This window comes from Bradyrhizobium sp. UFLA05-108 (assembly GCF_059803455.1).
In genome coordinates, this window is record NZ_JBANAZ010000053.1 from 42126 (window position 1) to 68296 (window position 26171).

General features: G+C 60.6%; 22 protein-coding genes and 4 pseudogenes. 13 read left to right on the forward strand and 13 right to left on the reverse strand.

All coding sequences use genetic code 11. The features are described from left to right. Positions 1–11: 11 nt before the first annotated feature. Both nosZ and SO140_RS31675 read right to left on the reverse strand, forming a co-directional pair. Positions 12–1961 (reverse strand): TAT-dependent nitrous-oxide reductase, encoded by a 1950-nt coding sequence (nosZ, locus tag SO140_RS31670; RefSeq protein ID WP_449378101.1) that lies wholly within the window; start codon positions 1959–1961, stop codon positions 12–14. A 17-nt stretch (positions 1962–1978) separates the two neighbouring features. Further along, on the reverse strand, positions 1979–4252 hold the full coding sequence (locus SO140_RS31675; protein ID WP_449378100.1) for a 4Fe-4S binding protein: 2274 nt from the start codon (positions 4250–4252) through the stop codon (positions 1979–1981). A 175-nt stretch (positions 4253–4427) separates the two neighbouring features. Here SO140_RS31675 and SO140_RS31680 point away from each other — a divergent pair, with 175 nt between their 5' ends. Beyond that, positions 4428–5309 (forward strand): ferritin family protein, encoded by an 882-nt coding sequence (locus tag SO140_RS31680; RefSeq protein WP_449378099.1) that lies wholly within the window; start codon positions 4428–4430, stop codon positions 5307–5309. Positions 5310–5460: 151 nt separating this feature from the next. Here SO140_RS31680 and SO140_RS31685 read toward each other — a convergent pair whose 3' ends face one another. The 8 genes and pseudogenes from SO140_RS31685 to SO140_RS31720 all read right to left on the reverse strand — a co-directional run bounded on the left by SO140_RS31685 (position 5461) and on the right by SO140_RS31720 (position 12718). After that, the gene (locus SO140_RS31685) at positions 5461–7257 is read right to left on the reverse strand and encodes a flavin-containing monooxygenase (protein WP_449378098.1); all 1797 of its coding nucleotides are present in this window, start codon (positions 7255–7257) and stop codon (positions 5461–5463) included. 373 nt (positions 7258–7630) lie between these two features. After that, positions 7631–7882: pseudogene (locus SO140_RS31690) on the reverse strand (HpcH/HpaI aldolase family protein); the annotation flags it as partial. A 1-nt stretch (position 7883) separates the two neighbouring features. Beyond that, a pseudogene (locus SO140_RS31695) lies at positions 7884–8191 on the reverse strand (SDR family NAD(P)-dependent oxidoreductase); the annotation flags it as partial. Between the two features lie 26 nt (positions 8192–8217). Then, on the reverse strand, positions 8218–8904 hold the full coding sequence (locus SO140_RS31700) for a haloacid dehalogenase type II (protein ID WP_449378097.1): 687 nt from the start codon (positions 8902–8904) through the stop codon (positions 8218–8220). A gap of 29 nt (positions 8905–8933) precedes the next feature. Further along, positions 8934–9506, reverse strand: a complete 573-nt coding sequence (locus SO140_RS31705) for a YkgB family protein (RefSeq protein ID WP_449378096.1) — start codon at positions 9504–9506, stop codon at positions 8934–8936. A gap of 117 nt (positions 9507–9623) precedes the next feature. Continuing rightward, positions 9624–11045, reverse strand: coding sequence for a mercuric reductase (locus SO140_RS31710; protein WP_449378095.1), 1422 nt, complete (start codon positions 11043–11045; stop codon positions 9624–9626). 37 nt (positions 11046–11082) lie between these two features. Further along, on the reverse strand, positions 11083–11955 hold the full coding sequence (locus SO140_RS31715; RefSeq protein ID WP_449378094.1) for an alpha/beta fold hydrolase: 873 nt from the start codon (positions 11953–11955) through the stop codon (positions 11083–11085). A gap of 67 nt (positions 11956–12022) precedes the next feature. Beyond that, positions 12023–12718 carry an alpha/beta fold hydrolase gene (locus SO140_RS31720; RefSeq protein ID WP_449378093.1) on the reverse strand — a complete coding sequence of 232 codons (696 nt, stop codon included), beginning with the start codon at positions 12716–12718 and terminating at the stop codon, positions 12023–12025. A gap of 315 nt (positions 12719–13033) precedes the next feature. Between SO140_RS31720 and SO140_RS31725 the strand changes: the two are divergent. Both SO140_RS31725 and SO140_RS31730 read left to right on the forward strand, forming a co-directional pair. Further along, positions 13034–13546, forward strand: a pseudogene (locus SO140_RS31725) (AfsR/SARP family transcriptional regulator); the annotation flags it as partial. A gap of 573 nt (positions 13547–14119) precedes the next feature. Next, entirely contained in the window at positions 14120–14893 is a 774-nt protein-coding gene (locus SO140_RS31730) for a tetratricopeptide repeat protein (protein WP_449378133.1), read from the forward strand. A 937-nt stretch (positions 14894–15830) separates the two neighbouring features. On the opposite strand, the gene SO140_RS31735 is transcribed toward SO140_RS31730, so the two are convergent. After that, on the reverse strand, positions 15831–16712 hold the full coding sequence (locus SO140_RS31735) for a DUF2971 domain-containing protein (RefSeq protein ID WP_498543554.1): 882 nt from the start codon (positions 16710–16712) through the stop codon (positions 15831–15833). Between the two features lie 383 nt (positions 16713–17095). Between SO140_RS31735 and SO140_RS31740 the strand changes: the two genes are divergently transcribed. The 3 genes from SO140_RS31740 to SO140_RS31750 all read left to right on the forward strand — a co-directional run bounded on the left by SO140_RS31740 (position 17096) and on the right by SO140_RS31750 (position 18047). Beyond that, positions 17096–17323 carry a hypothetical protein gene (locus tag SO140_RS31740; protein ID WP_498543555.1) on the forward strand — a complete coding sequence of 76 codons (228 nt, stop codon included), beginning with the start codon at positions 17096–17098 and terminating at the stop codon, positions 17321–17323. Between the two features lie 190 nt (positions 17324–17513). Further along, positions 17514–17678, forward strand: a complete 165-nt coding sequence (locus tag SO140_RS31745; RefSeq protein ID WP_498543556.1) for a hypothetical protein — start codon at positions 17514–17516, stop codon at positions 17676–17678. Between the two features lie 168 nt (positions 17679–17846). Beyond that, positions 17847–18047: a hypothetical protein gene (locus SO140_RS31750; protein ID WP_498543557.1), complete on the forward strand. Its 201-nt coding sequence runs from the start codon at positions 17847–17849 to the stop codon at positions 18045–18047. A 562-nt stretch (positions 18048–18609) separates the two neighbouring features. Here SO140_RS31750 and SO140_RS31755 read toward each other — a convergent pair. Continuing rightward, positions 18610–19146 carry a hypothetical protein gene (locus tag SO140_RS31755; RefSeq protein WP_498543558.1) on the reverse strand — a complete coding sequence of 179 codons (537 nt, stop codon included), beginning with the start codon at positions 19144–19146 and terminating at the stop codon, positions 18610–18612. Positions 19147–19233: 87 nt separating this feature from the next. Here SO140_RS31755 and SO140_RS31760 point away from each other — a divergent pair, with 87 nt between their 5' ends. Next, positions 19234–19428, forward strand: a complete 195-nt coding sequence (locus tag SO140_RS31760; RefSeq protein WP_498543559.1) for a hypothetical protein — start codon at positions 19234–19236, stop codon at positions 19426–19428. Next, positions 19425–19625 carry a hypothetical protein gene (locus tag SO140_RS31765; RefSeq protein ID WP_498543560.1) on the forward strand — a complete coding sequence of 67 codons (201 nt, stop codon included), beginning with the start codon at positions 19425–19427 and terminating at the stop codon, positions 19623–19625. The genes SO140_RS31760 and SO140_RS31765 overlap by 4 nt, the downstream gene beginning before the upstream one ends. A gap of 1214 nt (positions 19626–20839) precedes the next feature. Here the strand turns inward: SO140_RS31765 and SO140_RS31770 are convergent. After that, positions 20840–21028 (reverse strand): hypothetical protein, encoded by a 189-nt coding sequence (locus SO140_RS31770; RefSeq protein ID WP_498543561.1) that lies wholly within the window; start codon positions 21026–21028, stop codon positions 20840–20842. Positions 21029–21206: 178 nt separating this feature from the next. On the opposite strand from SO140_RS31770, the pseudogene SO140_RS31775 reads away from it, so the two are divergent. The 5 genes and pseudogenes from SO140_RS31775 to SO140_RS31795 form a co-directional block, all read left to right on the forward strand. Beyond that, a pseudogene (locus SO140_RS31775) lies at positions 21207–21593 on the forward strand (ATP-dependent DNA ligase); the annotation flags it as partial. Positions 21594–21648: 55 nt separating this feature from the next. After that, complete coding sequence (locus SO140_RS31780; RefSeq protein ID WP_474804872.1) at positions 21649–21864, forward strand: hypothetical protein; 216 nt, start codon at positions 21649–21651, stop codon at positions 21862–21864. Positions 21865–22224: 360 nt separating this feature from the next. Continuing rightward, complete coding sequence (locus SO140_RS31785) at positions 22225–22452, forward strand: hypothetical protein (RefSeq protein ID WP_498543562.1); 228 nt, start codon at positions 22225–22227, stop codon at positions 22450–22452. Between the two features lie 594 nt (positions 22453–23046). Then, entirely contained in the window at positions 23047–23217 is a 171-nt protein-coding gene (locus tag SO140_RS31790; RefSeq protein ID WP_474804869.1) for a hypothetical protein, read from the forward strand. A gap of 531 nt (positions 23218–23748) precedes the next feature. Further along, positions 23749–26171: caspase family protein (locus SO140_RS31795; protein ID WP_498543563.1), on the forward strand; the 2423-nt coding region annotated here is incomplete at its 3' end.

The window sequence follows — 26171 nt, forward strand, 5'->3', positions numbered from 1 at the left end:
CCGTCCTCGCTTCAGACCATCTTGGGCTCGACGAACATGCGGCCCTTCATCTCCATGTGCATGGCATGACAGAACCACGAGCAGTAGTACCAGTAGACGCCGGGCTTATCCGCCGCGAACGTCACCGAGGCCGTCGCCATCGGCGCAACCTCCATCTGGATACCGTAGTTCACGATGCAGAAGCCGTGGGTCAGATCCTCGACGGCGTCGATGTTGGTGACATAGACGGTCACCTCGTCGCCCTGCTTGACCTGGAACGTCTCGAGACCGAACGCCGGCGCGGTCGACGTCATGTAGACGCGAACCTTGTTGCCGTCGCGGATGATCTTGGAGTCGGCTTCGAGATTGATCCCGTCGGCCTTCGCCTGCTTCACCGCGTCGGCGAACATCGGATCGGCCCTGTCCCAGATCGAGATCGGGTTGATCTTGGAGCGATGGACGATCGTTGCGTCGTGCGGCTCGGCGAAGCTCGGACCATCGTGGACGAGAACCATCTTGTCGCCCGATATGTCGATCAGTTGATCGTTCTCCGGCTTCAGCGGACCGACATTAAGAAAGCGGTCCTTGGAGAACTTGTTCAGGGAGATCAGCCACTTCCCGTCGGCCTCCTTGGTCTGGCCCATGGACGAGTGGTTGTGACCGGGTTGATAGTGGACATCGAGCTTCTGGATGATGGGATCGACCTTCTCGCCCTTGAATGCGCGTTTGGCGAGCTCGATGTTCCACTTGCAGACCTGGCTGTCGAGGAACAGCGTCGTATAGGCGTTGCCTCTGCCGTCATAAGCCGTATGCAGCGGCCCGAGGCCGAGTTCGGGTTCGGCCACAACGACGTCGCGCGGCTTGATCTTGTCGTCGAACAACTGGTCGAACAGCCGGACATCCATCACCGTGACGGTGGGTGACAGCTTTCCGGCCGCCACGATATGGATGCCGTCCGGCGCGGTATTCAAGCCGTGCGGATTGTTCGAGACCGGGACGTAACGCGTGTAGGGCGAGCCCTTGCGGCCGTCGAGTACCGGCACGCCGTTCATCTCCTTGAAGTCGCCCTTCTTGACGCCCTCTTCGATCCGCTTGAGATTGAAGATCACGACCCAATCCTGCTCGTTGGCCGTCATCTCGGCGAGGGTGACGCCCTCTTCCGAATTGTAGCAGGTCGAGACCGCGTACTTGCCCTGGTAGTCGGCATCGACGTTGTCGAGGTTGCCGTCGACGATCACCTGCCACGCGACCTTCATGGTATCGCTGTCCAGCGCCGTAAAGATCGAGTGATATTCCTTCGGCTTGTCGAGCACCTTGCCATCGTTCGGGAGCGGCACGCCATCCTCGCCGTTGCAGAACACGTATCCGGTGCGGGGATATTTTTGCAGTCGCAGACCGTGGACCGTATGCTGGTTGGGCAACTCGATGATCTTGTCGCACTTCATGACGTCGAGGCGCACGCGCGCGACCCGGCTATTGGCCTTGTCGTTCATGAATGCAAATCGGCCGTCATAGGTGCCGTCGGTGAACGTGATGTGGGGGTGATGCAGGTCGCCGTTCATGAACGTGCCGCCGCGGTTTTTGAGCAATTCGCGGGTGGCCGGCTGCATCCCTTCGGTCAACACCTTCAGGCTTTCATTGGTCTGTCCCCATCCCGTGGCGCTGCAGCGGTTGAAGACGGGAACGCGCATCAGCTCGCGCATCGAGGGCAGGCCGATGATGCGCATTTCGCCGGACTGGCCGCTGGAGAAGAACACGTAATATTCGTCGAGTTCGCCCGGCGCCACCTCGGTCTTCTGCACTGCTGGACGCGCCGTCGGCGCCTTTGGTGCCGCATTGGTCTGCGCGTCCGCAGCCGCGACGAGGCCGCGGCCGTCGCTCGACAGGCCGACGCCGCCCGCGATGCCTACGCCGGCGGCCGCAGCCGAGGTCCCCAACAAGGTGCGTCGACTGACGGATTTTCCATTTTCGTTCTCACTCATGCTATCCTCCTGGCTCTTCAAGTTGATGGTGGGGTGATGGCTTCTGTACGCGGCAGCGCAACCGGCTTGCCGCCCGCGGTGATGATCGTGCCTGGACCCTTGCCGCCGCTGCGCATCGACTGAGACGAGAGGGCTTCCCGCTTCTCGCGCTTAAGCCGCACCTGGATCATGTGCGGGCAGCGGTGGTCGTCGAAGTAGAGCTCCTGGCAATGCATGCAGTAGATGCACTCATTGACATTGATGTGCCCTTCGGGATGGATCGCCTGTACCGGGCATTCGACAGCGCAGCGCTGACATGGCGAGCCGCATTCTGGCCAGCGGCGCAGCCATTCGAACATTCGGATGCGGCCCGGAATCGCCAGCGCCGCGCCGAGTGGGCACACGTAGCGGCAGAAAAAGCGCTCGACGAACAATCCCGCTGACAGAAGTGTCAGCGCGTAGATCACGAATGGCCATTCGCGCGCGAACTTCAGGACGATCGCAGTCTTGAAGGGTTCGACCTCCGCAAGCTGCTCGGCGAACGCGGTCGAGTACAACGACATCCCGAACAGGCCGAGAAAAATGATGTATTTTAGTGGCCACAGCCGTTCATGAAGACCCCACGGCAATCGATATTGCGGAATCTTCATCGCCTGCGCGACGTTGTTGAGGAGTTCCTGCAGGGCGCCAAATGGACAGAGCCAGCCACAAAACGGACCGCGTCCCCAAAACAAAAGCCCAGCGGCGATCGAACACCACAGCAGAAAGATCAGCGGTGCGGAGAGGAAGTATTCCCAGCTGAATCCTGTCAGTAGTGAATTGGCGAACGTCAGGACGTTGACGACCGAAAGCTGGGCATTCGCGTACCATCCGAGCCACACGAGGATGAACGCGAGGTAGGCCCGGCGCACCCAGGTGTAGACCTGCGGGCGGCGCACGAGCTGATTCTGAAAAAAGAAGATCAGGGTGAGCGCGCCAAGCGCGAGGACCGTCGTGCTGATCTTGACGATGTTGCCTCGCCAGATCTTCATCCACAGCGGTTCATCTTCGGCGCCAGGCGGTATCGCAGTGCTGCGTTGTTCTGCCGTCGATACAGGCGTTCCCTCCGGCATCTTAGCCGGCGAGGCGGCCGACTGCTGCGCCACCGGCCTGATCGGCTCGCGCTTCACGTAGACATCGGGCAGCGCATACCCCAGTTCGAAAGTCACCCATGCCTTTTCTCGCGTGCCCACGACGCGCTGCACGAGCAGTTGCAGCGTCCACGGTTCGGTCGGATCGAAATTGAATTCTGCCGGCACGACAAAAAGCGCGATCTCGGGAAAGTCGGGCGCGCCCTCGGCCTCGAGGCTCCCCAGCCGAGTGTGGTCGCGATCGCGAAAGCGGATGCTATTGGTCTCCTGGATCAACTCGATCCGGTCGAAGATCCCGCCGCGAACGTAGGCGGCTCCCTTGAAGGAGTAGCGGCCAGAACCTGCGACGACGAGAGCCTGCTGACCCGGCTTGAGCTTCGCGGTCAGGCGATCGTATCCGTCGTTGCCGAGCAGGCTGCGGCCGATGGTCGGCACCGCAACGTCGGCGACATAGAGGTTGATGAAGGTGTCGCCGGGGTCCCCTTCCTCGGTACGCGCCGCCGCAGCCGCATTGCCGGATTTCTCGAAAGCCATGTTGACATCGGCAACGGACAGGGCCAGGCGGCGAACGGAGCCGTCACCGACCAGGCTTGGCCAATCGCGGATCTCGCTCTTGCTGGGATCAATCGCTTTGGTGGCTTGAGGAGCCGTGTCGGCGTGCGCATTGCCCTGAGCATCGAGACGACCGCTCTTGATGAGCTTGGTCGCGGACCGGACGATGCTGTCTCCCATCACCAGAACGGTGACCGTCGCGCCACTGACGATGTCGACCTGCGGCGCGGGCACCGCTCCGCGCACGACGGGTTCCATGTCGGTGCCGATCAGCTTGTTGACGGCCTCCAAGATGCGTTTTTCCGGAATACCCACCAGAACGATGGGCTCCTTGTGCTCGACCAGCTTGAGGCCTGTGAGGATGCCTTTCGGACTGATGCCAATCAAAAGCTGAATTGGCTTGCCGGAGTAGCCGGTTGCGTTGGCGAAGTCCGAATTCAGGTAGACGAACCCGAGAAGCTGATCGTCCTTATATGCCGCCGCGATCGCCGGATCGCCTTGCGGCGATCCGAGCCTGTTTGCGCCGGGGACCAATTCGCCCGACTCTGCCTTCGGCAGATACTCGCTCAATCTGCCAGCCGCATTGGCCGGACAGCCGGAGCCGTTCCAGCCGAGAATGGCGAGTGCCAACCCCAAGAACAGACGGATGCCGAGGAATTTTCGCAAGGGCGCCGCTTCCAGTTAGGAGAACGCCGTTGTTCTGAATCCCGCTCCTTGTACCAGCGCGACTGCGCTCGCCTTTGCGCTATCTCAAACTAACGCGATCTGGTTCAGATCAAGCTCTGCAGCCTGATTGGAACCCAAGATGCGCAGCGAACCCCTGTTGGCCGCAGAGCCGCCCGCTCCCGTTCGGAATACCGGTGAGCTCTATGCGATTGCATTGGCTCAGAGCGAAAGGGCTGCGCAGCACTATGGCAAGCTCGCCGCGGCCGGTGACGATGCCTTCGAGCCCGTCCGTTGCGTATTCGAAGTGTTGAGTCAGCAGGAAAACGAACGCGCTGGATTAATCGAAGAAGCCTGCATCGCGGCTCTCGGACGCGCGCCGGCTCAGGCCGATCTGAGGTGGATGCCGGTAGATTTGGTTCCCACGGAAGAGCTTTCCGATTTCAAGAACTCCCTCCTTTCGACCGCCTATGGCGCTTGGGCTCTCGCCGTCAGGCACCGCGAACGTGCTTTCATCTTCTGGACATATGTTGCAGCGCGCGCGGAGACGGGAATCGTGCGCACGGTCGCCGAGAGTATGGCCCGCGAGGCGCTGCGCGACGGCAATCTGCTTCGCCGCGAACGTCGCCGGGCATGGCGGACTGAGCGAAGAGAGGCCCTCGCAGGGGACGCGCCGGAAACCACTGAGCTGTCCTCGGCTGCGCTGCTTGAGAGCCTCCTCCTCCGTGACATCTATCGATGGTCGCAGGACGCGCCCGCGCCGCAGCGAGGACACCTCCTGTCCCTGATCGGAGACGGCTCGCAGGGGTTGATCACCGGGACGAACGACACGCTGCCGCACACCGACGCACTCGACGAGATCAAGCGGCGCGTGCTTCGTCGCGCGGAGCAGCTGTCTTCGATTTATCTGGATGAAGCAGACAATGCCGTCGACCAGTCTCGGTTGGAGCTGGCTCAGCAACTCGCGGCGCGCTCTATCGCTCGGCTGGCGGACCTTCGGACCATCGCATCCCTTGCCGGATGATAGACAGCGAACGTCTCCGACGCTCGCGCTACGACCAAGACATGATAGCCATCCCGGCCGATGTCGAACAACAGCAGCTCGTCGAGAGAAACCTTTCTCCGAGCGCGCAAGTCCATTGCGACGCCAACCCGCGAGCACGTGCCGTGAAAGTTCAGGCCTTGTGATAGACGGTCTGCAAGCCATAGACCGGCGTTGGGATGCCCTCGTAGCGTGCTTTCAACTGTAGCGAAAGGAATTGCGAGTAATGGCGCGACTGGTGCAGATTACCGCCGTGGAACCACAGCCCCTCCTGCTGTGTCGGCTTCCACATATTGCGCTGTTCGCCTTCCCATGGGCCGGGGTCCTTGGTCGTGTTCGAGCCGAGCCCCCAGACCTTGCCGACCTTGTCGGCCATTTCCCGGCTGATGAGGTCGGCAACGAAGCCGTTCATCGAGCTGTAGCCAGTCGCGTAGACGATTACATTAGCGGGCAGTTCCTTGCCATCGTCGAGCTTGACGCCGTTGGGCGTGATTTCCTCGACCTGCCCCGCGGCCAGCTTGACCTTGCCGTCGATGATGAGCTGCGAAGCGCCGACATCGATGTAATAGCCGGAGCCGCGCCGCAGATATTTCATGAACAGCCCGGAATCATCGTCGCCGAAATCGAGACGGAAACCGGCTTTCGCTAGCCCCGCATAAAATTCGGCGTCATCCTCGCGGATCTTGTCATAGACCGGCTTCTGGAATCCGGCCAGGATCTTGTATGGCAGCGAGGCGAAAATCAGATCAGCCTTTGCCGTGGTCATGCCGCCGCGGACGGCGCGCTCGGAATAGAGATCCGCTATCGATGACATCAGCGAATCCGAGCGCACGATATGGGTGGTCGAGCGCTGCACCATGGTCACGTCGACGCCGGCCTCGTATAGGGCGGCGCAGATGTCATGCGCGGAATTGTTCGAGCCGATTACAACTACCTTTTTGCCTTTGCAGCGGTCGGCACCTGGATGGCGCGAGGAATGGTGTTGCTCGCCCTTGAAAGCGTCCATGCCTCTGAATTGCGGCATGTTCGGCTTGGCCGACATACCGGTCGCAAACACGAGCTGCTTTGGCTTCAGCGTGATCTCCTTGCCATTGCGCTCGACGGCGACCGTCCATTCTTTGCGGGTATCGTCCCAGTCGGCGTGTTTGACCGTGGTACCGGTCCAGTAGTTCAGCTCCATGACCTTAGTGTACATCTCCAGCCAGTCGCCGATCTTGTCCTTCGGCGAAAATACCGGCCAGTTCTTCGGGAAGTCGATGTATGGCAAATGATCATACCAGACCGGGTCATGCAGGCAGAGCGACTTGTACCGGTTGCGCCAGGAATCGCCTGCGCGTTCGTTCTTCTCGGCGATGATGGTAGGCACGCCAAGCTGACGCAACCGCGCTCCGAGCGCGACGCCCCCTTGGCCGCCGCCTATGATGAGCACATAGGGCTGGGTCTTGATGCCGAGCTGCTCGGTCTCCTCGTCGCGCAACTCCTTCCACGTCTTGGCGCCGGGATTGACTCCGTGCCGGGCGCCGAGCGGGCGGGTGAAACCCGCCTTTTCCTCGTGACCTTTGAGCTCGACCATCGTCGTCAGAAGGGTCCAGATCTGGCCGTTCTGGAGGCGGATCAAGCCGTAGCCGCGCGCGAGTTCAGTCTCGAACGAGATCCAGCACTCGGTTACGCCGCCGGCTTCGGTCGCGCTTTCCCCATCGGCGACTTTCCAATCGCGCGGCTTTGTGCGCTCAAGGCAAGAGCTGAGCATCTCCCGGACCTGATCGCGGCCTTCCAGGGTCTTGATATTCCAGGTGAAAGCAACGAGGTCGCGCCAGTAGCATTCCGAAGCGAACATCGCTGCGGCGGCATCGAGATCACCTGCCGCAAGAGCCGCTTCGAATTTGTCAAGAAAGACCTGGACGCGCGCGTTGAGCGTGGTGTCGAGCATGACTTCCTCCCGGCGGGTCGATTGGTATCCCTCTGTGTTTCTTGAAACTAGCTTATCCGAATTATCGAACGAATCCACACTTGCGCAGTTCGGGAAGCGCCTCAATAGAGCGTGAAGGGCATGATGAAAACTGGATCACATGGCCAACCGCCCCAGAGCGCAGCGGGACCATCGATTCCGTGCCAGATCCGTCAAATGCACGTGCAAGGCGTCGAATCACACCAAAGCGCATGAGATCGGGATGAATCGTCATCGCGCTTTAGGTCATTGTTTGAGCATGATCTTCTTGGAAAACCGCTGCACGCTTTTCCGGATCATGCTTTAGTTTCGCGAACTGAGTATCATTCCGAGGTTCGCCCTTCCGCGAACGGAATTACCGACCGAGCATCTTCTTCACGCCGGCCAGACCGACGCGAAGGAACGGATCGGAATGAATGTAGAAGTATCGCACGCCCTGCTCGAGCCAGGACGGCAATTCGTCCGACGTCACAAGCGTACCGGCGACCTTGCACGCAGCGCGAGTCTTCTTCACGGCAAAGCCGACCCGCTCGGTGACGGCTTGCGGCCGCGGCTGACCGAATGGCGGCGCTGGCGGGTACCCCATGTTTTGAGAGAGATCGCTGGGGCGCGCGCGCGACATCATGTGGGCTGAGCATCACCGCACGTTCGTTTTGCAACGGGGGCCGTGCGCGATTGTCCATGATCGGAGTATCGGTCTCGCCCGGCAGGATCGTGTCGCTTGGATGCCCTGATTGCGGTACGTGTTGTGCAGGAAGGTCATGAAATTCTTCACGCCGGCCTTGGCCGCGCCGTAGGCAGCACCTCCGAGCAAGTTCGGATTGACGACCGCCAGCGAAGAGATGGTGATGATCGTGCCCTCCTTCTGGGCGATCATGCCCTCCAGCACAGCCTGGGTCAGGTTGAAATTGCTGGTCGGCGGCAATTTCGTCAGCGGGCGGATCAGGCGCGCCGCTTGTGGCGCTCGATCAGCTGGTCGGCCACGTCGCTTAGATCATTGCCTATGATGTGCGGCTGCGGGCCGACGCCCAAGACATCATTGCCGATGCGCTTGATGAGGGCTGCTTCCCAACCGGCCGCGACCGCACCGAGCGTGTCCCAGGTGTGACAGGCGATCAGGCAGAGCTGAGATGGACGGACACCAAGTTCCTTTTCAACATAGCCGTAGGCCTGGCGCGAGGGCTTGTGATGCTTCACGCCGTCCGCGCTGAACCGCCGCTCGAACAAATCGACAATGCCGCCATGCTCGAGCTGACGGGTTTGCACCTCGAGCAAATTATCCGTGAGCGTGAAGAGCTGGAACCCGGCGCCACGCAGCTTTCGCAAAGCGCCCGGCACCTCCGGATAGGGCGGCATGGTCGAGAATTTTTCGGTGAGCTCTCGCTTGTCCGCATCACTGATCTGGATGCCTTGCGTATCCGCGAGCATCTTCATCACGGCCGCACCGATGTCGGTGAACGGTACATAACAGCCGGCCACCGTGAGCGCCGCCGAATACATGATGAAGTTGGCAAACCAAAGCCGCATGTCCCGCTTGTCGCCGAAGATGCGCTCAAAGGTCGGCTCCATGGTACGAAGGTCGAGCAGTGTTTCATTGACGTCAAAGACGATCAGTGGAAGATCGGACATGGTCAGCCTCCAATATTGCGGTGACCCGGTTAGATCGACTTTACCTCACCGGCGTCGATGCGGATCTGCGCGGCGGCGTGCAGTTCTGCGTGACCGGATGACCGCTCATCCTCCAGCGCCGCACGTGTCACATCTTGCTTGAGCAGGTAGAACGACGCGGCGAGGAACAGAACGTCCTTCATGAGGAAGCCGACCGGCAGGGTCATGATCGGAAATCCACCCGCCTCAGGGGCCCAGCCATCTGGCAGAAAGGGAATGATGCTCGTGGTGCCGACGAAAGTTACGATCGACCCGAGCGCCCCCAGGATGCCCAGCCTCGAGCTCCAATAGCCAAGGAAGATGAGACAGCCGAAGATCGTTTCGGTCGTCCCGAGGAAGTAGCCTGCGCCCCGCACGCCAAAGGCCGGGATCAGCCAAAAGACGACGGGGCTATGGCTGATCAAAGGCACCAGCATCTCAACGGTATACTGGTTCCATTTCTGGACGCTGAATGCGAAGAAGGTAAAGACCATCGCGGCACGAATTAGATGACGGTCCAGATCGCTCCGGAACGGAATGGTCCTCGAAGCATAACGAACAAGCTGGCTCACCTGCTTCATCATGTCGTTCCTCAACAGCGGCCACGGAGCGGACTTTTCCAGATCCTCGTCAGCCCAACGTTCTCATTCAACCGACCGCAACCGACTGCGGATCGCAGCGATGAAGCTGATTGGACATCACTAAGCCGCCTTTGAGCTGGTCTGTTGCACCTCGCGAGGAGGCACGACCGAAAATAATGCGCCGAGCCCTTCAGCCATTGTTGGATGCGCAAGAGCTGCGCCAGCCAGGCTGGAATACGGAAGGCCTGCCAACACGGCCATTTGTACGGCCGCCATGACCTCGCCGGCAGCGGCACCAATCATCGTAAAACCGAGGATGCGGTCGTCGCCGTCGCCGACAAGTGCCTTCATAAAGCCCTGTGTCTGATCAGTCGCCTGCGCTCCGAGCACAGAGTCCATCGGCAGCTTTGCGACACGAGTAATGATACCTTGGCGTTCCGCCTCTCCTTCGCTCAGCCCTATATGGGCAAGAGGCGGATCGGTGAACATACAATACGGAATCAGCCGGCCGCGCGTGCTGCGACTTGCTCCCGCCAGATTGTCGCGTACGATTCGAAAGTCGTCCTCAGATATGTGAGTGAATTGCGGACTGCCCGCGCATTCGCCTACCGCCCATACATCCGGCGCACTCGTTTCCAGCCGATCGTTGACGCGAATGAAACCGCGCGCGTCCAGCTCGACGCCGGCCTTATCCAGGCCAACTTCAGCCGTATTGGGAATACGCCCTGCTGCTACCAGGATATCGCTGCCATCGATTTGCTGCTCTCCCGAGGGGGTGCGCACCACGACAGAAACTACATCTCCGGATCGCCCGCTTACCCGAAGCAGCTCGGCCGCGACAAGAACTCGAATAGCTTCGCTGCTGAGAATGCGCCTCATCTCCTCCGAGACGTCGATATCCTCGCGAGCCAGGAGTTGAGGACCGGATTCGATAATGGTTACATCGCTGCCAAAGCGACGATAGGCTTGTGCAAGTTCCAGCCCCGAATAGCCCCCGCCGATCACGATCAGGTGTCGCGGTAAATAATCAAGCTCCAGAACCTCCACATGCGTGAGCGGCCCAGCCGCTCGAAGGCCCGGAACGTGTGGAATTGCCGCGTGGGTTCCGACATTGAGGAAAACCTTATCGGCCGCGAGTTCGCGCGTGCCTCCGCCGTTCAAATTCACTTCAACGGTTTTCGGCGCGATGAAACGTCCGCTGCCCGTGATCAGTTCTGCGCCGCTCGCCTGGTAGATCTGCATGTGCTTCGCAACTTGGCGCTCGACCATCGCGCGCTTGCGCTGACGAATCGTTGCCATGTCGACAGTGACGTTATGGGCCAAGGTGCCGTATTCGCCGGCCTGACGCGCGACATGCGCGACTTTTGCGCTCGAGATCTCATTCTTGGTCGGCATGCAAGCAACGTTGGGACAGGAGCCGCCGATCCATCGCCGCTCGACCACCGCGGTTTTGAACCCTGATCGGGCCAGGTGCCAAGCCAGAAGCTTGCCGCCGGTTCCGCTGCCAAGGATGAGGGCGTCCAATTGCTCTAGGTGAGGCATGTGCTTCTCCGCTGATGCGGGCCTTGCGTTGACATCGCTACGCTGCCTTCGATCTGGTCGCATCCAGGAAATCGCCGATGGCTTTTGCGATGTCCTCGCAGTGCGTCTCCAAGGCGAAGTGACCTGTATCGAAGAAGCGTATGTCGGCGAGCGGCAAGTCGCGTTTGAATGCCTCCGCCCCTGCCGGCAGGAAGAATGGATCGTTCTTACCCCAGGTTGCCAAAAATGGCGGCTTGTGCTGGCGGAAGTAAGCCTGGAATTCCGGATACATGGCGACATTGCTCTTGTAATCGCCAAAGAGATCGAGTTGCACGTCATGAGCGCCGGGACGTGCCAGATAGAAATTGTCGAGCGAATAGCCATCCGGAGACACACGCGATGTGTCGGCAACACCATGGGTGTATTGCCAGAGCGTGGTCTCCGGCGAAAGAAAGGCCCTGAGCGCGGCACGGTTCTTCTCCGACGGGTCCTGCCAGTACGCGCGGATCGGGATCCAGCCGTCGCTCAGCCCCTCCTCATAGGCATTGCCGTTCTGCGAGATGATCGCGCTGATGCGCTCGGGACGGCGAACCGCCAAGCGAAAGCCGGTGGGCGCACCGTAGTCGAAAACGTAGATCGCAAACCGCGACAGACCGATCACTTCCGTGAAGCGCTCGATCACGTCAGCCAATTTAGCGAAGGTATAGGAAAAAGTGTCGCGCGGCGGCGTGTCGGACTGGCCGAAGCCGGGCAGGTCCGGCGCGATCAGGCGCAACCGATCCGAAAGCATGGGAATGAGCTCGCGAAACATGTGGCCCGCGGACGGAAAGCCGTGAAGCAGCAGCAACACCGGCGCGTCGCTTCTGCCGGCCTCTCGGTAAAACACATTGAACCCGTCGACATTGACCTTGCGGTATCTGAAAGGCGCCATCGGATTCTCCTACCTGCAAATTCGATCTCCGCGACCGATGCTTCGTCGCGAGCCTGGCCGTAACCGATCAGTTGCCGGCGACCGACTGGACCGCGTCATGGATGATGTCGATGACAGGTCCGGGAGCCGTGACGATCGGCGTGTGGTCGACGGCATGCGACCTGATCTTCGCTTTCATGCGCTCGGCCATGAAATGCTGCGTCGCTGGGATGATCATATGATCCTGCTCCGCGAGCATGAACCACGTCGGAACGTCCTTCCATAACGGACGCCCTGCCGGGACCGTGATGCACGCCAGCGAGATGGGCCGCTGCACCGCGGCGAGCACCGACCGATCTTCCGCCGAAGCGTTCGGCGCGAAAGATTTGGCGAAGGCATCGTCGGGCAGCCAAATCAAATTGTTGGCGTCCGGTGCAAGCTTCGGCGCCAGCGGATGCGGTTCCGCGCGATAGAACACGTCCTCGACCTTCTCACCCTCGTCCGGCGCCAGTGCGGCAACATAGACCAGCGCCTTCACTTGCTCGGGCCGCGCCAATGCAATGACGGCACCCGCATAGGCATGTCCGACCAGGACGACCGGTCCGGACATGCGCCCGATGCTGCGATTGAGCGCGGCAACGTCGTCGGCAAGCGACGTGAGCGGCAGCGGCGCCGCAGACGCCTTCACGCCGCGGGCCGCGAGGCCGGTTATGACGCGCGCCCAGCTCGATCCATCCGCCCATGCGCCATGAGCCAGCACAATGCCCACATCCTTTGTCGTCATCCGACTTCTCCCGGCCACGCGCCCTAGGCGTCACCTGCAGCCCATCCTTCCCACCCAGCCTCATAAAATATTGATTTTGCTTACAATCCTTCCATCTGGAGCAATCGATCATCTGTTACTTTCCCAAGGGCCCGGCAAACCCTAAGACCTTGAAGTTAGGCGGCCGTCGTTGGAGCAAGCGTTGGAGAAATCATGGAAATGGCCACTCCGGCGGACCATGTGCTTTTGCTGGGACCGTTGCAGATCATCCGGAATGGGGCGGAGTTATCCGAGCCGCCTTCGCGCAAGGTGCGGGCGCTCCTTGCCTATCTGGCGATGGCGCCGCGTCCGGTCACCCGCGAAAAACTCTGCGAGCTGTTCTGGGACGTCGCCGATGATCCCAGAGGCGAATTACGTTGGTGCCTTTCCAAGCTGAGGTCTCTGGTCGATGGACAGGCGACGAAGCGGCTCATCGCCGACCGCAGGCAAGTCAGCCTCGATACGGCGTCGCTCCACGTGGATGCCCTCGCCGTTGCGCGCAGTGCGCAGAGGACGCTAAGCAGTCCCTCGCCGAGCGACCTTCGCTCGCTACTGGCTTTGTTTCGCGGCGACTTTCTCGAAGGTCTCTCGATCGAAAGGGCCCCGTCGTTCGAGAATTGGCTCGCAAGCCAACGGCACCGTTTCGGTCAATGGCGCCAACAGCTCCTCGAACGGCTCATCTTCATCCTGCCTCCGGAGAACGATGACCGCATCGCATTGCTGCGTCAGTGCATCGAAATTGCGCCGTTCGACGAAGCGGTTCACATCGAGCTCGTTCGCACGCTGCTTCGCCGCGGGCTTTATGCCGAGGCCGAGCACCAGATCGACGCAGCGGTGAGGCAATTCCAGACCGGAGGCATCGATCCGGCATCGCTCAAGGCCGTTCTGGCGGCGGCACAACGCTCGGGTTCGAGGCCGGCCAGTGTCAGTTCGGCCGGCGTCGCGCATTTCGAGCCGCCGACGGATCAGCAAGCGGTGGCCACGAATAGGCCGACGCTGCTGCTGATGCCGTTCACAGCGGCGCAGGAAAACGTTGCGGATGCCGACAGCGTCACAAGCGACATCATCTTTGGTTTTGCCAAGCTGCGAAGCATCCGCGTCATTGCCCGCGGTACGGCTTTTTCGCTGCGCAGCCAGACGCCCTCGACGGCCGCCGGGATTGTGAACGCGCAATATGTTGCGTCCGGCCATCTGCGACGCGACGGCAGGAAATATCTTGTCTCGGTCGAGCTCATCGACCCCAAGAGCGATCGCATCTTCTGGGTTGACGAATTCAGCTGCAACGCCGTCGATTCCTTCGCTGCGCCTCCGCTGCTGGCCACGCGGATCGTCTCGGGTCTTGATGCGGAAATTCACGTTATCGAACGCAACCGTGCGCTGCTCATGCCGCCTGCCTCGCTCGACGCGTGGCAGGCGTACCATCTGGGGCTCTCCCACATGCATCGCTTTACGAGCGAGAGCAATCGAGAGGCGCAGCAGTTCTTCACCAGGGCAATAGCTCTCGACCCGACCTTCTCGCGAAGTTATGCGGGAATGTCGTTCACACATTTTCAGAACGCGTTCCATCTGCACGTGCGTAAGTCCGAACACGAGATTGCGTCGGCGATCGAAACTGCCGAACAGGCCTTGCAGGCGGATCCCAGCGACCCGGCGGCACATTGTGCGATCGGCCGGGCGCTATGGCTTGCGCACGCGCACGACGGCGCCGTTGGCGAGCTCAATCAATCGATTCGCTTGAGTCCCAATTATGCGTTTGCTCACTACTCTATGGCCTTTGTGCAATGCCAGACCGGCGATCCCGGGTGCGCGATCGACGCAGCCGACATCGCAGCGCAGCTCAGCCCGCTTGATCCGATGATGTTCGGGACGCATCGAGTGCGAACGTTCGCCTTGTTGCGGCTCGGCAAGATCCAGGAGGCCGCGGACTGTGCGGCGCTTGTTGAACGGCATGCCGGCGATCATTTTCATGCACATGCCGTAGCAGCGCTGACGCTTGCGGCCGCTGGCCGCATCGAGGAGGCCCGAGCGGCACGTCAACGCATCAGTGCGTTACGTCCGGACTACAATTTCAGGCAATTCACCGAGGCGCTACATATGCTCGACGATCTTACGGGCATCTACCAAAAGGCCGCGAAAGTGCTGCAAATCCCGGATTGAGCTTGAGGACAAACAAGGCGGCTCATTCGATCACCTCGTCGGCGCGCAACACCGTTGAAAGCGAGCTGATTGTCCGCCGGAAATTCGAGAGCAGCGGCTGGGTTCCGTGGACAGAGGAGGACATACCGAAGTATCGCGCGCTGTGACCGCTCGGCACCGCGGCGGGGATGGCGAAGATGTCGTCCCATGATCAAATCGAGAACATCGCCGCTCGGGCAATGCCAACGATCAGAACAGAATAGTGACCTTTGAAAGTAACGGGCGAAAGAAATCCTGAGATTTCAATGCCAATGGTGCGCTCGGAGGGCGGTCGTATTTGCAGCGATTTCAATGGGTTACCAGCAATCGGTGAGTTGAAAGGTGCATTTGAAAGCTAGTGGTAACTTTCAAAAACTCTCGTTGATGCAGACCGCCCCGTTCTCAGCATAGATCATTACGTGCCGGCGCCGCAGTGCCTCGGCCATAAAGGGGCCCATTAGATTAGGAAAGATGGCCTGCGCCCCCTGCGTCCCGAACGTAAATAGCGGCCGAAAAGATCAACAAAAACAATGAAACTCGCTCGCGATTGACCACCTTTATCGCCGTTTGTTCACGGCGTTTCGGTGGTCAATCGGTGGTCAGCTCCCGATCTCCTCTCACCGCAACCATCTCGGCCCTATTCGACGGGTGGGGGTTCGAGTCAGGGGAGCGCTACCTACGTTCCCCCCGACCGTGTTCCGCGGATTTTACGGTGTCGGTTGCCTAGGAAGTGCCCCCAGCCTTCGCACGGGGCTTTTGGTGCCAACGGGTTTGGGGCCGCGTAACGTAGCTCATCCCACAGCCGTATGTGGCCGCCTCATTTGGCGGCCTCGCGGCCGCGTGAGCCGAAGCCCTCCCAACGAGCCAAGTTATCCCGGTTGAGCCGAGCGCCAAGGTAGTCGCCGTCGCGCCGCGTCGATTAGCCGACGGCGCGGAACGGAATTGACGATACGCGAAGCTTTGGTTTCAAGTCGGGATGTTTGAGGAGGTCAAGCATTCTCAAAACAGATGCATGGGCCAATGGTGACGAAATGCTGGGTCCAAGTATTATCCGGTCCGTAATTTTAGAGAGCGACAAATCGTCGGCAGTTAGCCCGGGGATCGGCGAAACCTTAAATCTCAGTTTCGGTTCAACACCGCGAGAACCGATGAAATAATGAAACATTGATTGTAGCTTTTTTTCTCGGTCTCGATCCGGCAAATACACGATCCGCCACTCGTCTTCTTCGATGAAGCCGCGATGCTTGGTGAATAAAGCGAAGATTTTTATTCTTTCGAATAGCGCATGAGCCGCGACATGAAGCTTCTCATCCGGGATGTTTGCCGCCGCCAATAAGACCTCGAAAGTCGAAAGGGTCTTGCGAAGCCAGTCCAATCGGGCTTGCGTCGTATCGTATGATACCTGAGCGATGATAAGGGGCGTTGTGTCAGAGACGTTAATTTGAGCTGTGTCAAAGACGATGCATGCGCCATTGCCGTTCGCTCCGTATCCCCGCCACATCGACAGCCGACCGTCGTTGTCGTCCCGGGAATGATTGGACAGACAGAAAACGTACGTGTCCAAGATGTGCTCGTTCGCAAACTGATTGAAGCAATGCGTAAAGTGGTTCTTGAACAACAGCGCTCGCTCTTGCGTTTTGCATGCGTCCACCAATCGATGGCTCGCCAAAACAATTTCGTTGGCTTGGAGTATGCCGAAGCGTACCTCCTCAATATCATTCATAAAGAGCGGATTGGAAAACCAGACTTCGTTCGACGCGAGTATTTTTTCTAGCGTTTGGATCGTAGTATAATGCGCCAATAGTGGCTTCTTGGCCCCGAAGGTATCCTCAGGCCGCAAAATCAGCCCACAGTGGTTGGAACCTTTGCATTATCTCATGCTCGTCCATACTTCCCCTCCGCGCCGGACTGATTTCCGGCATGCCCGTACTTAGTGCATCTTGCGAGCGCGGTCAGTTATCACTTCAAGGTTGGCATGCCCAGGGAGGGGTGGAATGCCTCAGCCTCCTGCGACTTCTTGGGTCGGTATCCAGCGCCTTGCCCTGACTGATCCGGCCGGCCATCCTGACGCCATGGGCACAAAATCCCGCGACAGGCTCTACAGCACGTCGGTCCGCATGGCGGGCGCGCGGCTGAAGCGCGCCGGGCCGCCGACTAGCTCGCCTGCGAGGCTGGACCAAGCGCATGCCGGCCTTCAAAGGACCAGCGCACCCCTTGCCTACCCTGGGCGATGCGCTCAATGCGGGTTACCTCTACCTCGAAGTCCGGTGCCTTGGCTGCGACACCAATCAGGCCATCGCTCTCGACATCGTGCGGCGGCCGAAGACGACGCCGATCCATGAGCTGGAACGCTATATGCGATGTAAGGACGGTTCGGAGGTGCGGGCTATGGGAAACAAACAGAACGTCTGATCGCGAGCGGCCGCAAATCGGGCGCTCCTCGGGCAAGGTGCTGACGCCAGCTCCAGGCAGAGCCGTTTGAAGTGTGTGTAGATCCCGCCCCATGGCCGCGGATCGGACTCTCGCCTGCACCAAGCCGTCAAGAGTCGCCACCGGGAAATTTCCCAATACCGAATCGGCCGGACTGGCGGATGATCTCGAAATGAAATCATCGAAGCCAAAGGAATGGACTGAGGCTGAGCGAAAGCGGCTTTCGGCGATGGCACGGCGGCGCGTCGGCGCGCCGGAAATTGCGGTAGCCCTCGGCCGGCATACCGGGTCGGTGAAGCGGATGGCGCGGGAGATGGGATTGCTCCTGAAGAAATGACCTAGCGCAGCGCCCGGAGAAGCCAGCGGTGCATTGTTGGCGCTCGAGGAGAACGGCCCCGAGAGCGTTGCTTTCGAGTACGAGGTTCTGGAGTAAGCCGAGAGTGAGATAGATCACAGGCTTTTCCCTTCCTCCGCTGCAAGCTATCGCTTTGCGGAGGCTCAAGCCATGATCCAACAGTCCGCGAGGTTTTCTACCTCGCATATCATAATCGTCTGCCTGGTGGCCCTTGTACCTGTAACGGCTACCGCCATCGCTTGTGGACCGGAGCGCTTCAGAACCAAATTTCATGCTGTGCTTGAAAACACGACACTGGCGGGCGCTGCGATAGCCGGCTTTGAGCGTTTATTTCATGGATTCGACCAGTGAAAGGGCCCGCGAGCCTGAACCGGCGAGCCCTTCTGCAATTCCTAGCCTGATGCACACGCCCCTACCAAATCATGGAAAGAAGGCTGAGCAGGCCAATCAAGGTCAACGCCCACACGAGCGAATGGGCGATCCACGGCCGGTAACGCGGCATAATCTGCCTCGCTCGGAAACACTGCGCGTCACCAGCAGGCACCGAGGCGGCAAACCTCTATTGATCTAGCTCAATCGAAGAAGAGCAGAACGGATACGGCGGCGACCGTGAGAACCCCTGCTGCAACAACGATCGAAGAAAATATGCGGTCGTTGCTCATGCCCCAACGGTATCCCGAAACTGCCGATCCGGCTATGCGCTCTGTGCCTGTGCGCGTGTCACAAACCTGTGGCACGGCTATTGCTATTCAACAATCAACTGGGATTTCAGAGCTCAGTTTGAGAATGAAACGCTGCCGGGACCCGTATTTCGAGCCCGGCAGCGTATCGTTTCGAGACTAGCGGGACAGCCGGCGGGCGTGAGCAGCCAGCCGCTGGCGGTTGTGCTTCCTGTGCGATCGGCGCCGGCGCTTCATGGCACCTCCACCAGCTCACCATGCCAGCCCTTGTAGTAGCTGGCTCTGAACTCCTTCAGCATCTTGGCCAACTGCCAAACGGCAAACGTGGCCAATTCCAAGTCGTGCAGTTTGTCTTCCCTCGCCACGCAACGCATGATCAGTTCGGTCGCAATCTCACCCATCCGGTCGACGTCGCCAACCGTGCCCTCGAGATCGCGAAATGCCTTGGAATGAATCTCGTCGGTCTCCTCCTGGGTGAACGGCCGTGTGGGCAGCGGGAATTCAACGATGTTGCTCATGCCGTCCTCGCTTTTATGCTGTGAATCGGTGGGAGCTTCGTCGGGAAATGCCAGCCGCCGCGGCGGTTGCGCGGATAGGGCTTGCCGATTGTCGCGGCCGTAGGCGTCCCATGCCGCCAATGCCTGTTCGTCCACAACCTCAATCAGGTCGCCCGTTGCATGCTCTGTTCTGTTCTCTCTGTTCTCGTCGTCGGGATGTATTTTAAACGTGCTTAAGGGTGGCGTGCTATGCACGCGATCAGCCTCGATCATGGGAATCCAGATCCTTCGTGGTTGAGGTTAGAGCCTGGGAGAAGTTGCACCTTCCCCTAGGCTCGCTTTTTGTGTACACAGATAATCATGAGCAAGCAAGACAAAACTGTACACAAAAAGAGGATGGGTCGGCCGCCGGGTGTCAAGTATGGCGAAACGATACCGGCTCGGTTCGAGCTTGAGACAATGGTGCGCCTGGACGCGTGGGCGGCGAAACATGATGTCTCTCGCTCCGAGGCCATCCGCCGGCTGGTCGAGCTCGGGCTGAAGGCGAAGAAATGATCCGGCGCGCCGCCATTGTCGCGCTCTGCCCGGCATACTCGGCATATTGGGCTGCACGATATGCGCTGTTGCAGCCCACATGGCCGCGCAAGCTGGGCATGTTCGTGACGTTTCTGCCGGTGATCGCCGTTATAAGCCTGCTCTGGCTCGGAACCGGAATCGTGCTCGGCGGCCTCGTTCGGGCGGCACTCCTTTAAGGAATCCCTTCCGGGGGCGCTTCGGCGCGTCCGCGGCCACGACTGAGGAAATCGCGGATTACGCTTTCGCCCATCTTTTGCGCGCGATCGATCTGCAATAGCTTGAGAACAGCGGCACCCGAAGCCGGGACCAGTACTTCTCAAACTGCTCCCCCGGAGGCGGCACGTGCCGTCCCGTGCTGGTGACGTCGGAGAGGATACTTCGACCATCGCGCAAACCTACGAGACGTAGGCGAGCAACCAGAAGAGACACGGGGCTACCCGAAGCGGTACGTAACGCCGAAGGTAGGCCGATGCGAGCACATGAACGGCGGCGATTTACCGTTCCGATGGCGGCCAACTCCTCACCCTATGGGTCGAGGCGCGCCCGACCCGGAGGGCTGGCTTTGAAAAAGCCAACACACCGTGTCGACGTTCGCGTGAACGTGAATGTTGCCGCATGCCTTTGGGCAATTGTGGCAATTATCCACTGTTTCATTTGAGCGGAACGGGAGGCTTCGGCCTCCCGTTTTTCCTGGGCTAAGCCCACACCCACGACGCGCAGTAGGTCTGTTGGGCTCCATGCCGCTAGGGATCGACAATTTGCCGTCGCGCGCCGGGCCCGCTTTGATGGCGGCATGTCTCGACCAGTCCGCCGCGAGAACCGCACACCGCCCGACCAAGATCACCTTCGGCCAGATGCGCGAGATGGGCGTGCGCGGTGTCCTGGTGTACTGCGCCGACTACCGTTGCAGTCATTTGGTGACGCTTTTTGGCGCTGGCCGGATGAGGTGCGGCTATCGGACATCGAGCCACGCTTCATCTGCACTGCCTGCGGGCGCCGCGGTGCCGATGTCCGACCGGACTTCAACTGGAATAAGCTGCCTGCTCCATCCATGGGTTATCGCAACACGACATGAGGGCGGTTTCGACGATCCGATATGTCTTCGTGATGCCGTACATTCAGGTGCGAAACCATCGACCCCCACGGCTCTCGGCTTCCTGTGCGAGCGTAAGCCACTCGGCGGCCAAGCGCTGCCACTCTTCCTTGTCTAGCGCGCTAGTCGCCTTCTCCGCCAGATGGAGGCAATCCTCGGCTTCCTTACGGAAGAGTTTTGCGTCTGTCACGGCCATCGCGCAAGGGTAACGCACAAAACAGGGCGAAGTTGGAGGCACTCGCCTGAAGGTTCACGTCAGTGTCCTGGCAAGACGCGGGAAAGGCTCGCCGATGCACACTACGTGTTAGACCGGTCCTGATGCTCTTCGATGGCAAGTTCCAACTTGGTTGCGAGCCCCAATAGGTTCGCGGAGAGATCAGCAAACAACTCCTTCTTCGATTGGTCGGCTGCGTGGCGCCTGCTGATAAGCGCGCACTCCTCCGCTTCGGTGAGGAGTTTTTGTAGGTGGGTTTGCATGTCGTGCATGGCTGTACCCTTGCGGCACTAACGTGCTGGCACGCCAGCGTGTCGCGGAACTGACGTCCCTCATCTTCAATGGGCCGCCGGGTTGGTCGTTCCTAAAGCGAATTAGGAAACACGGGCAGAGTCTTCGGGAGGATCTCGCGTGCGATATGACACCAATGCCGCGTAGTCCGCATACTTGAAGAACAGCTTAATAGACGGCGAGGCTGTGATCCTGAGTGTCGACGGCATCTCCGATTTCAACGCCCTGCACTCTCACAAACACGACCACGAGGTGCAGCTTTGCGCCTTCGATGTCCTCGCGATGGACGGCGATGACCTGCGCAAGCTGCTACTACACGTGCGCAAGACGAACCTGGAGCGACTATTGGCGCGCCGGCCGGACGGCATCACCTTGGCGCCTTTCGAGCGCGGGGAGATCGGGCTGGACCTCTTCGGGGCAGCGTGCCGGGTGGGACTTGAAGGTTTGGTTTCAAAGCACCGCGATCGGCCATACCGCGGCGGCCGGCAAAAGTTCTGGGTCAAGGTGAAGAACCGCAGCCATCCTGCGATGGAGCGCGAGTTGTGACGCGTGCCGTATAGTGCCTTTGCTATTAGGAACACTCTCGCAAGCCGATGCTTGAATGATTGTTATGTTGGTTCTTTCACAACGTAAGGCTCTGCGGCAGGCACGGCTCTACGGGCACCTCGTCGAGCGCAACGACATGATCTATCACCCAGGAGCCTTTCATCCACTTTGTGCGAAATCGTTCGTGGTCCGCATGGTCGAGGGCGGCTGGCTGACAAAGAATGGCGATCGATATGAGCTGACCACCAAGGGGCGTGAAGCGCCGGACTGAACTGCCGACTATGGAGCACGAGCTATGACGGATGATCGGCGGCCCGGGTATCCGACACGGCCACCCGAGACGGATGCCGCAGCAGAGCCTTCGCAATCGCAAGCGCGCCGTTCGTATCGCTGCCTGAGCAATCGGTCAGAGTGAAAGTAGCGACGGCTGTTTGCTGGCGCTGGCGAATTCACTGGCGTGTTGTCGTCGCGCGCAAAAAAATCACAGCGCGGCTGAACTACGATATTGCGGGAAGGTTCGCATTGTGCGTTAAATGAACACGTTGCGGACTTGCCTGCTCGCGCAGGCAACGCGACCACTCTTCCAAATCCAAATGTCTAACAAAGTCACCCCTTGAGGGAGGGAATACCTATGGCACCAGACGAACCCGATCAGACCACCCCGAGCGTGGAGCCAACCGCCGAGCCGACGCCTAGCCCGGCCATCGAGGTCGCGCCCGAGCAGGAGCCCGCCGTCTCTGCGGAGCCGGTCGAGGCCGTGGCCGAGCCCGAGCAGGAGCCCGTCATCTCTGCGGAGCCGGTCGAGGCCCCAGCCGAGCCCGTAGGCGAGCCGCCGGCCGAGGGCGAGCAGCCCGCGTAACTGATTGCGAGGAAATTTGCGAACTCACCGGGCTCGGCTGCGCGGTTTGTCCGGCGGCTGAGCCCGCTTTGATGCAACAGTTCGATTTTCGATGGCTGGCGCGACGGGCCTGCGTTGCGATTTTATTGAGCTTTCCCCGCCGCCAGCAAAGCAACTGTTCGAACAATGCCGCAATACGAACAAGCCGGGCGTGGCCGGCAGCGGTGGCGCGGGCGAAGAGGGTTGGCTCCCCATCACGATGCGCCACCGAGACTTTATTGAGTGCTCATGAGGAGCCTCTACTCATCGCTATGTCGTAGATGGCGTCGCCATACGGTTGTCTCGCCCCGCCGCTGACCAACTCCAATTCGTTATCGCCCAGTGGTCTGTCACTCAGGGGCTTGAGTTCCCGATCCGAGGTTTGACTGCTGTTAGGGGATTCGAACATTTGCTACTCCATTGTGTCCGGCGAGCCATTTCTCGCCCAACGGGCAGCGTAGCAAACTAGAAATTTCCCAAACGGTGAGGTGGATCACAGCCATTGCCGTCGTCCTTCGTCCAATTTTCGACCCCCGGCGCCGCGCTAGGCGGGGCCGCGATATTCAAGGAGACGCCATGAATGACTATAAGGTAGACGCGCTTGCCACACACGAGCTTACGCTCGACGAGATGGATAACGTCGCCGGTGGTGGAGCCACATTCGCCCCGCCGCACGGCGACACGAACCCTCCGCCTCTGCCGATCCAGTGGGATAATCTGAAGGCAGCTCCGCCGGTGCTCTACTAATTTGAGCGAAAGGCCTGTCGAAACCGCGGTAGTTGCCAGCGGTTTCGGCGGGCCCGCAGGTAAGCGAATCGGCGCCAGCGTCCGGACGAGAGTCTGCCGCCTTTGGGACGTGCCGATGGCCTCTCAGAATGTCTGTTTATCGGGGTAGGCGGTGCGGCTACTACGGCTGTCGGCAAATGGTCCATACGGGCCGTACTCTTCCTACGGATGGTATGGGCCACCCAGAGAGCCCTGGCGAGGTCGTTGGTGGCATGACCATGAACACGACCACGAACATTGGGGCCGTTACGAACACGAACGTGAATACGAAGACGAGGAGAAATCTCCTCAGGATGTCGTTCACAAGAAACGTCGAATGCAGCCCAGCGGTTCCCGCCCGCCAATGCGCAACGCCCGAAGTGTGCACTGGCGAAGTATATGTTGGCGAACTTGAGGCCAACGCACACAGCAAAAGTTTTAGCATCTTCATAGTTGTTAAGGTTCTATTCAGGGCGCGCACCGTGGACTAAACGGGCGCGGGAGACAGCTTGTATGAAGACCGCATTTTTCGCTCTGCTGACCATCTTGGCCCTGACGCTTCCGGCCGGGGCCGCAGAGCGTCGCCTTGCTCTCGTTGTTGGAAACGCCAACTATCAAACCGGCTCTCTGCCAACGCCCGCCAATGACGCCGGTTTGGTCGCACAGACGCTGCAAGCGGCTGGGTTCGACGTGACCGGCGCGCGCGATCTTGACCAGGAATCCCTGCGACGTGCATTTAGGGATTTTCTGGATAAGTCATCGTCGTCAGGTCCAGATACGGTCGCTTACATCTATCTGTCGGGATATGGGGTGCAGCTCGAGGGCGAGAACTATTTCGTTCCCGTCGATGCTCGAATTGCGAACGACACGAGCGTATCCGCCGAAGCTCTGAGACTTTCAGACTACATCAGACCGCTCTCGGCGCTGCACCTGAAGACTGTGGTGATCGTCCTGGACCTGGCCCGCGCCAATCCTTTCGCCAGCTCAGGAAATCCGTTGACCGGTGGGCTGGCGCTGGTCGAAGCCGAACCTAGCACGTTGATTGCGTTCAACGCGGCGCCCAGCACCATCGCACCCGACGAAGCGGGGCCTTACTCTGCCTACGCGCAGGCCCTTGCGGAAATTTCGCGTGAAGGCGGATTGTCGATCGATGACGCATTTGCGCGGGTCCGTTTGCGCGTCAACCAGATCACCAATGGCGGGCAGGTGCCTTGGCATGCCTCTAAGCTGCAAGCCCCGATTTACCTCTTCGAACGCGCGCCGGACGCGCCGCCACCTCCGGTGACCGCAGAGCAAACCGCATCGATTCGGCAGCGGCCGATCCGGGATTTCGACGCGCGCGAAGCCTACCTTGCCGCGCTCGATCGAGACACGCTCGAGGGCTACGAAGACTTTCTCGCAACCTACCCGAACGATCCGATGGCGAGGCGCGTGCGCGCGATCGCCGCGGCTCGGCGCGAGGCGATTACCTGGCGGCGCAGCAGAACCACCGACACACCGCAGGCCTACTGGTCATATCTGAGACGCTACCCGCGCGGCGCGCATTCCTTCGATGCGCGAAGGCGTCTGGCCTACCTGTCGGCCGCGTTGGAGCCGCCGCCCAGCTTCGCGGTCATCGATTACGGCCTGCCGCCGCCGCCGCCCGATGAGATCGTCTTTATCGACCGGCCAGTCCTGGTATTTGCCGATCCCGAGTTCAGCTTTGCGCCGCCGCCGCCGCCTCCGGTCGTTTTCCTGCCGCCGCCTCCGGTTTACTTCGTCGATCTGCCGCCGCCGCCCCCGCCAGCGTTCGCTTTCGTGCTGCCGATTCCCGAGTATCGGCCGGTGCCGGTGTGGGTGGCGCCGCCGCCGCAGATCGAGGCGCCGCCAAGCAACATCATCTACAACAACATCCACAACACGGTTGTCATCAACAACACTACCAATCTGGTCACGATCACCAACCCGCAGGGCCAAGCCCAGACGGTTACGCCGGCCGTTGCCGCCGCGCCACCGCCTGCACCGCCGGCGCCTGGACTGCCCCCGCCGAGCCCGCCGCCTTCGCCACCATCGCGAGCCGGCGTCGCCGCAGTCGGTGCAGCAGCGGCTGCTGCCGTTCTTGCACCCACCCTGCCCCCCTCTGTCGCCACACGGGCGGCCGTAACACCCAATCCGCAACCCGCTCCGCCGGCCAAACCTTTGGCTCCGGGCGGGGTCATTCGCACGCAACAGCCACCGGCGGCTCCACCAACTACTGCTGCGCCGACTGCTGCCGGCACGCCGTCCCGTGCACCAACTGCGGCTGGTACGCCGTCCCCTGCACTAGCAACTCCTCCGCCTGCAGGCGCCAGACCGGGCGCAGCCGCGCCGTCTGCGACCCCACCTTCGCCTTCTCGGACGCCGGGCGCGGAGGCATCGCCACCTGCCCCCCGGGCGCCGGCGGGACCGGCAGCGCCCAGCCAGGGCAAGCAAATCGGACAGCCGCTTCCCGGTGCGACTGGAGGTCAGCCGCTGCCGCAGACGACGCGGCCCACTGGTTCTCAGACGCCAAGCGCGACCACGCCGGGCGGGACAAAGGCCGTACCAGGCCCATCGCAAAGCCCTACCGGCAATGTACCGCCACAGCCGCCATCGACTGCCGCGCCGAAGCAAGGCCAGGCGCCATCGCCGGGCATCTCACCGAGCCCGCAACCGCAGGCACCTTCGCCGGCTCCGACGGCGCGTCCTGTGACGCCGCCGCCTGCTGCGCAACCGACACCGCCGCCGCCACCTGCTGCTGCGAAGCCGGCACCACCGTCGCCACCACCTCCTGCTGCGAAGCCGGCACCGCCGCCTCCGCCGCCTCCCGCTGCGAAGCCGGCACCACCTCCGCCACCACCTCCCGCTGCGCGACCGGCACCGCCGCCTCCGCCACCACCTCCTGTTGCGCGACCGGCACCGCCGCCTCCGCCACCACC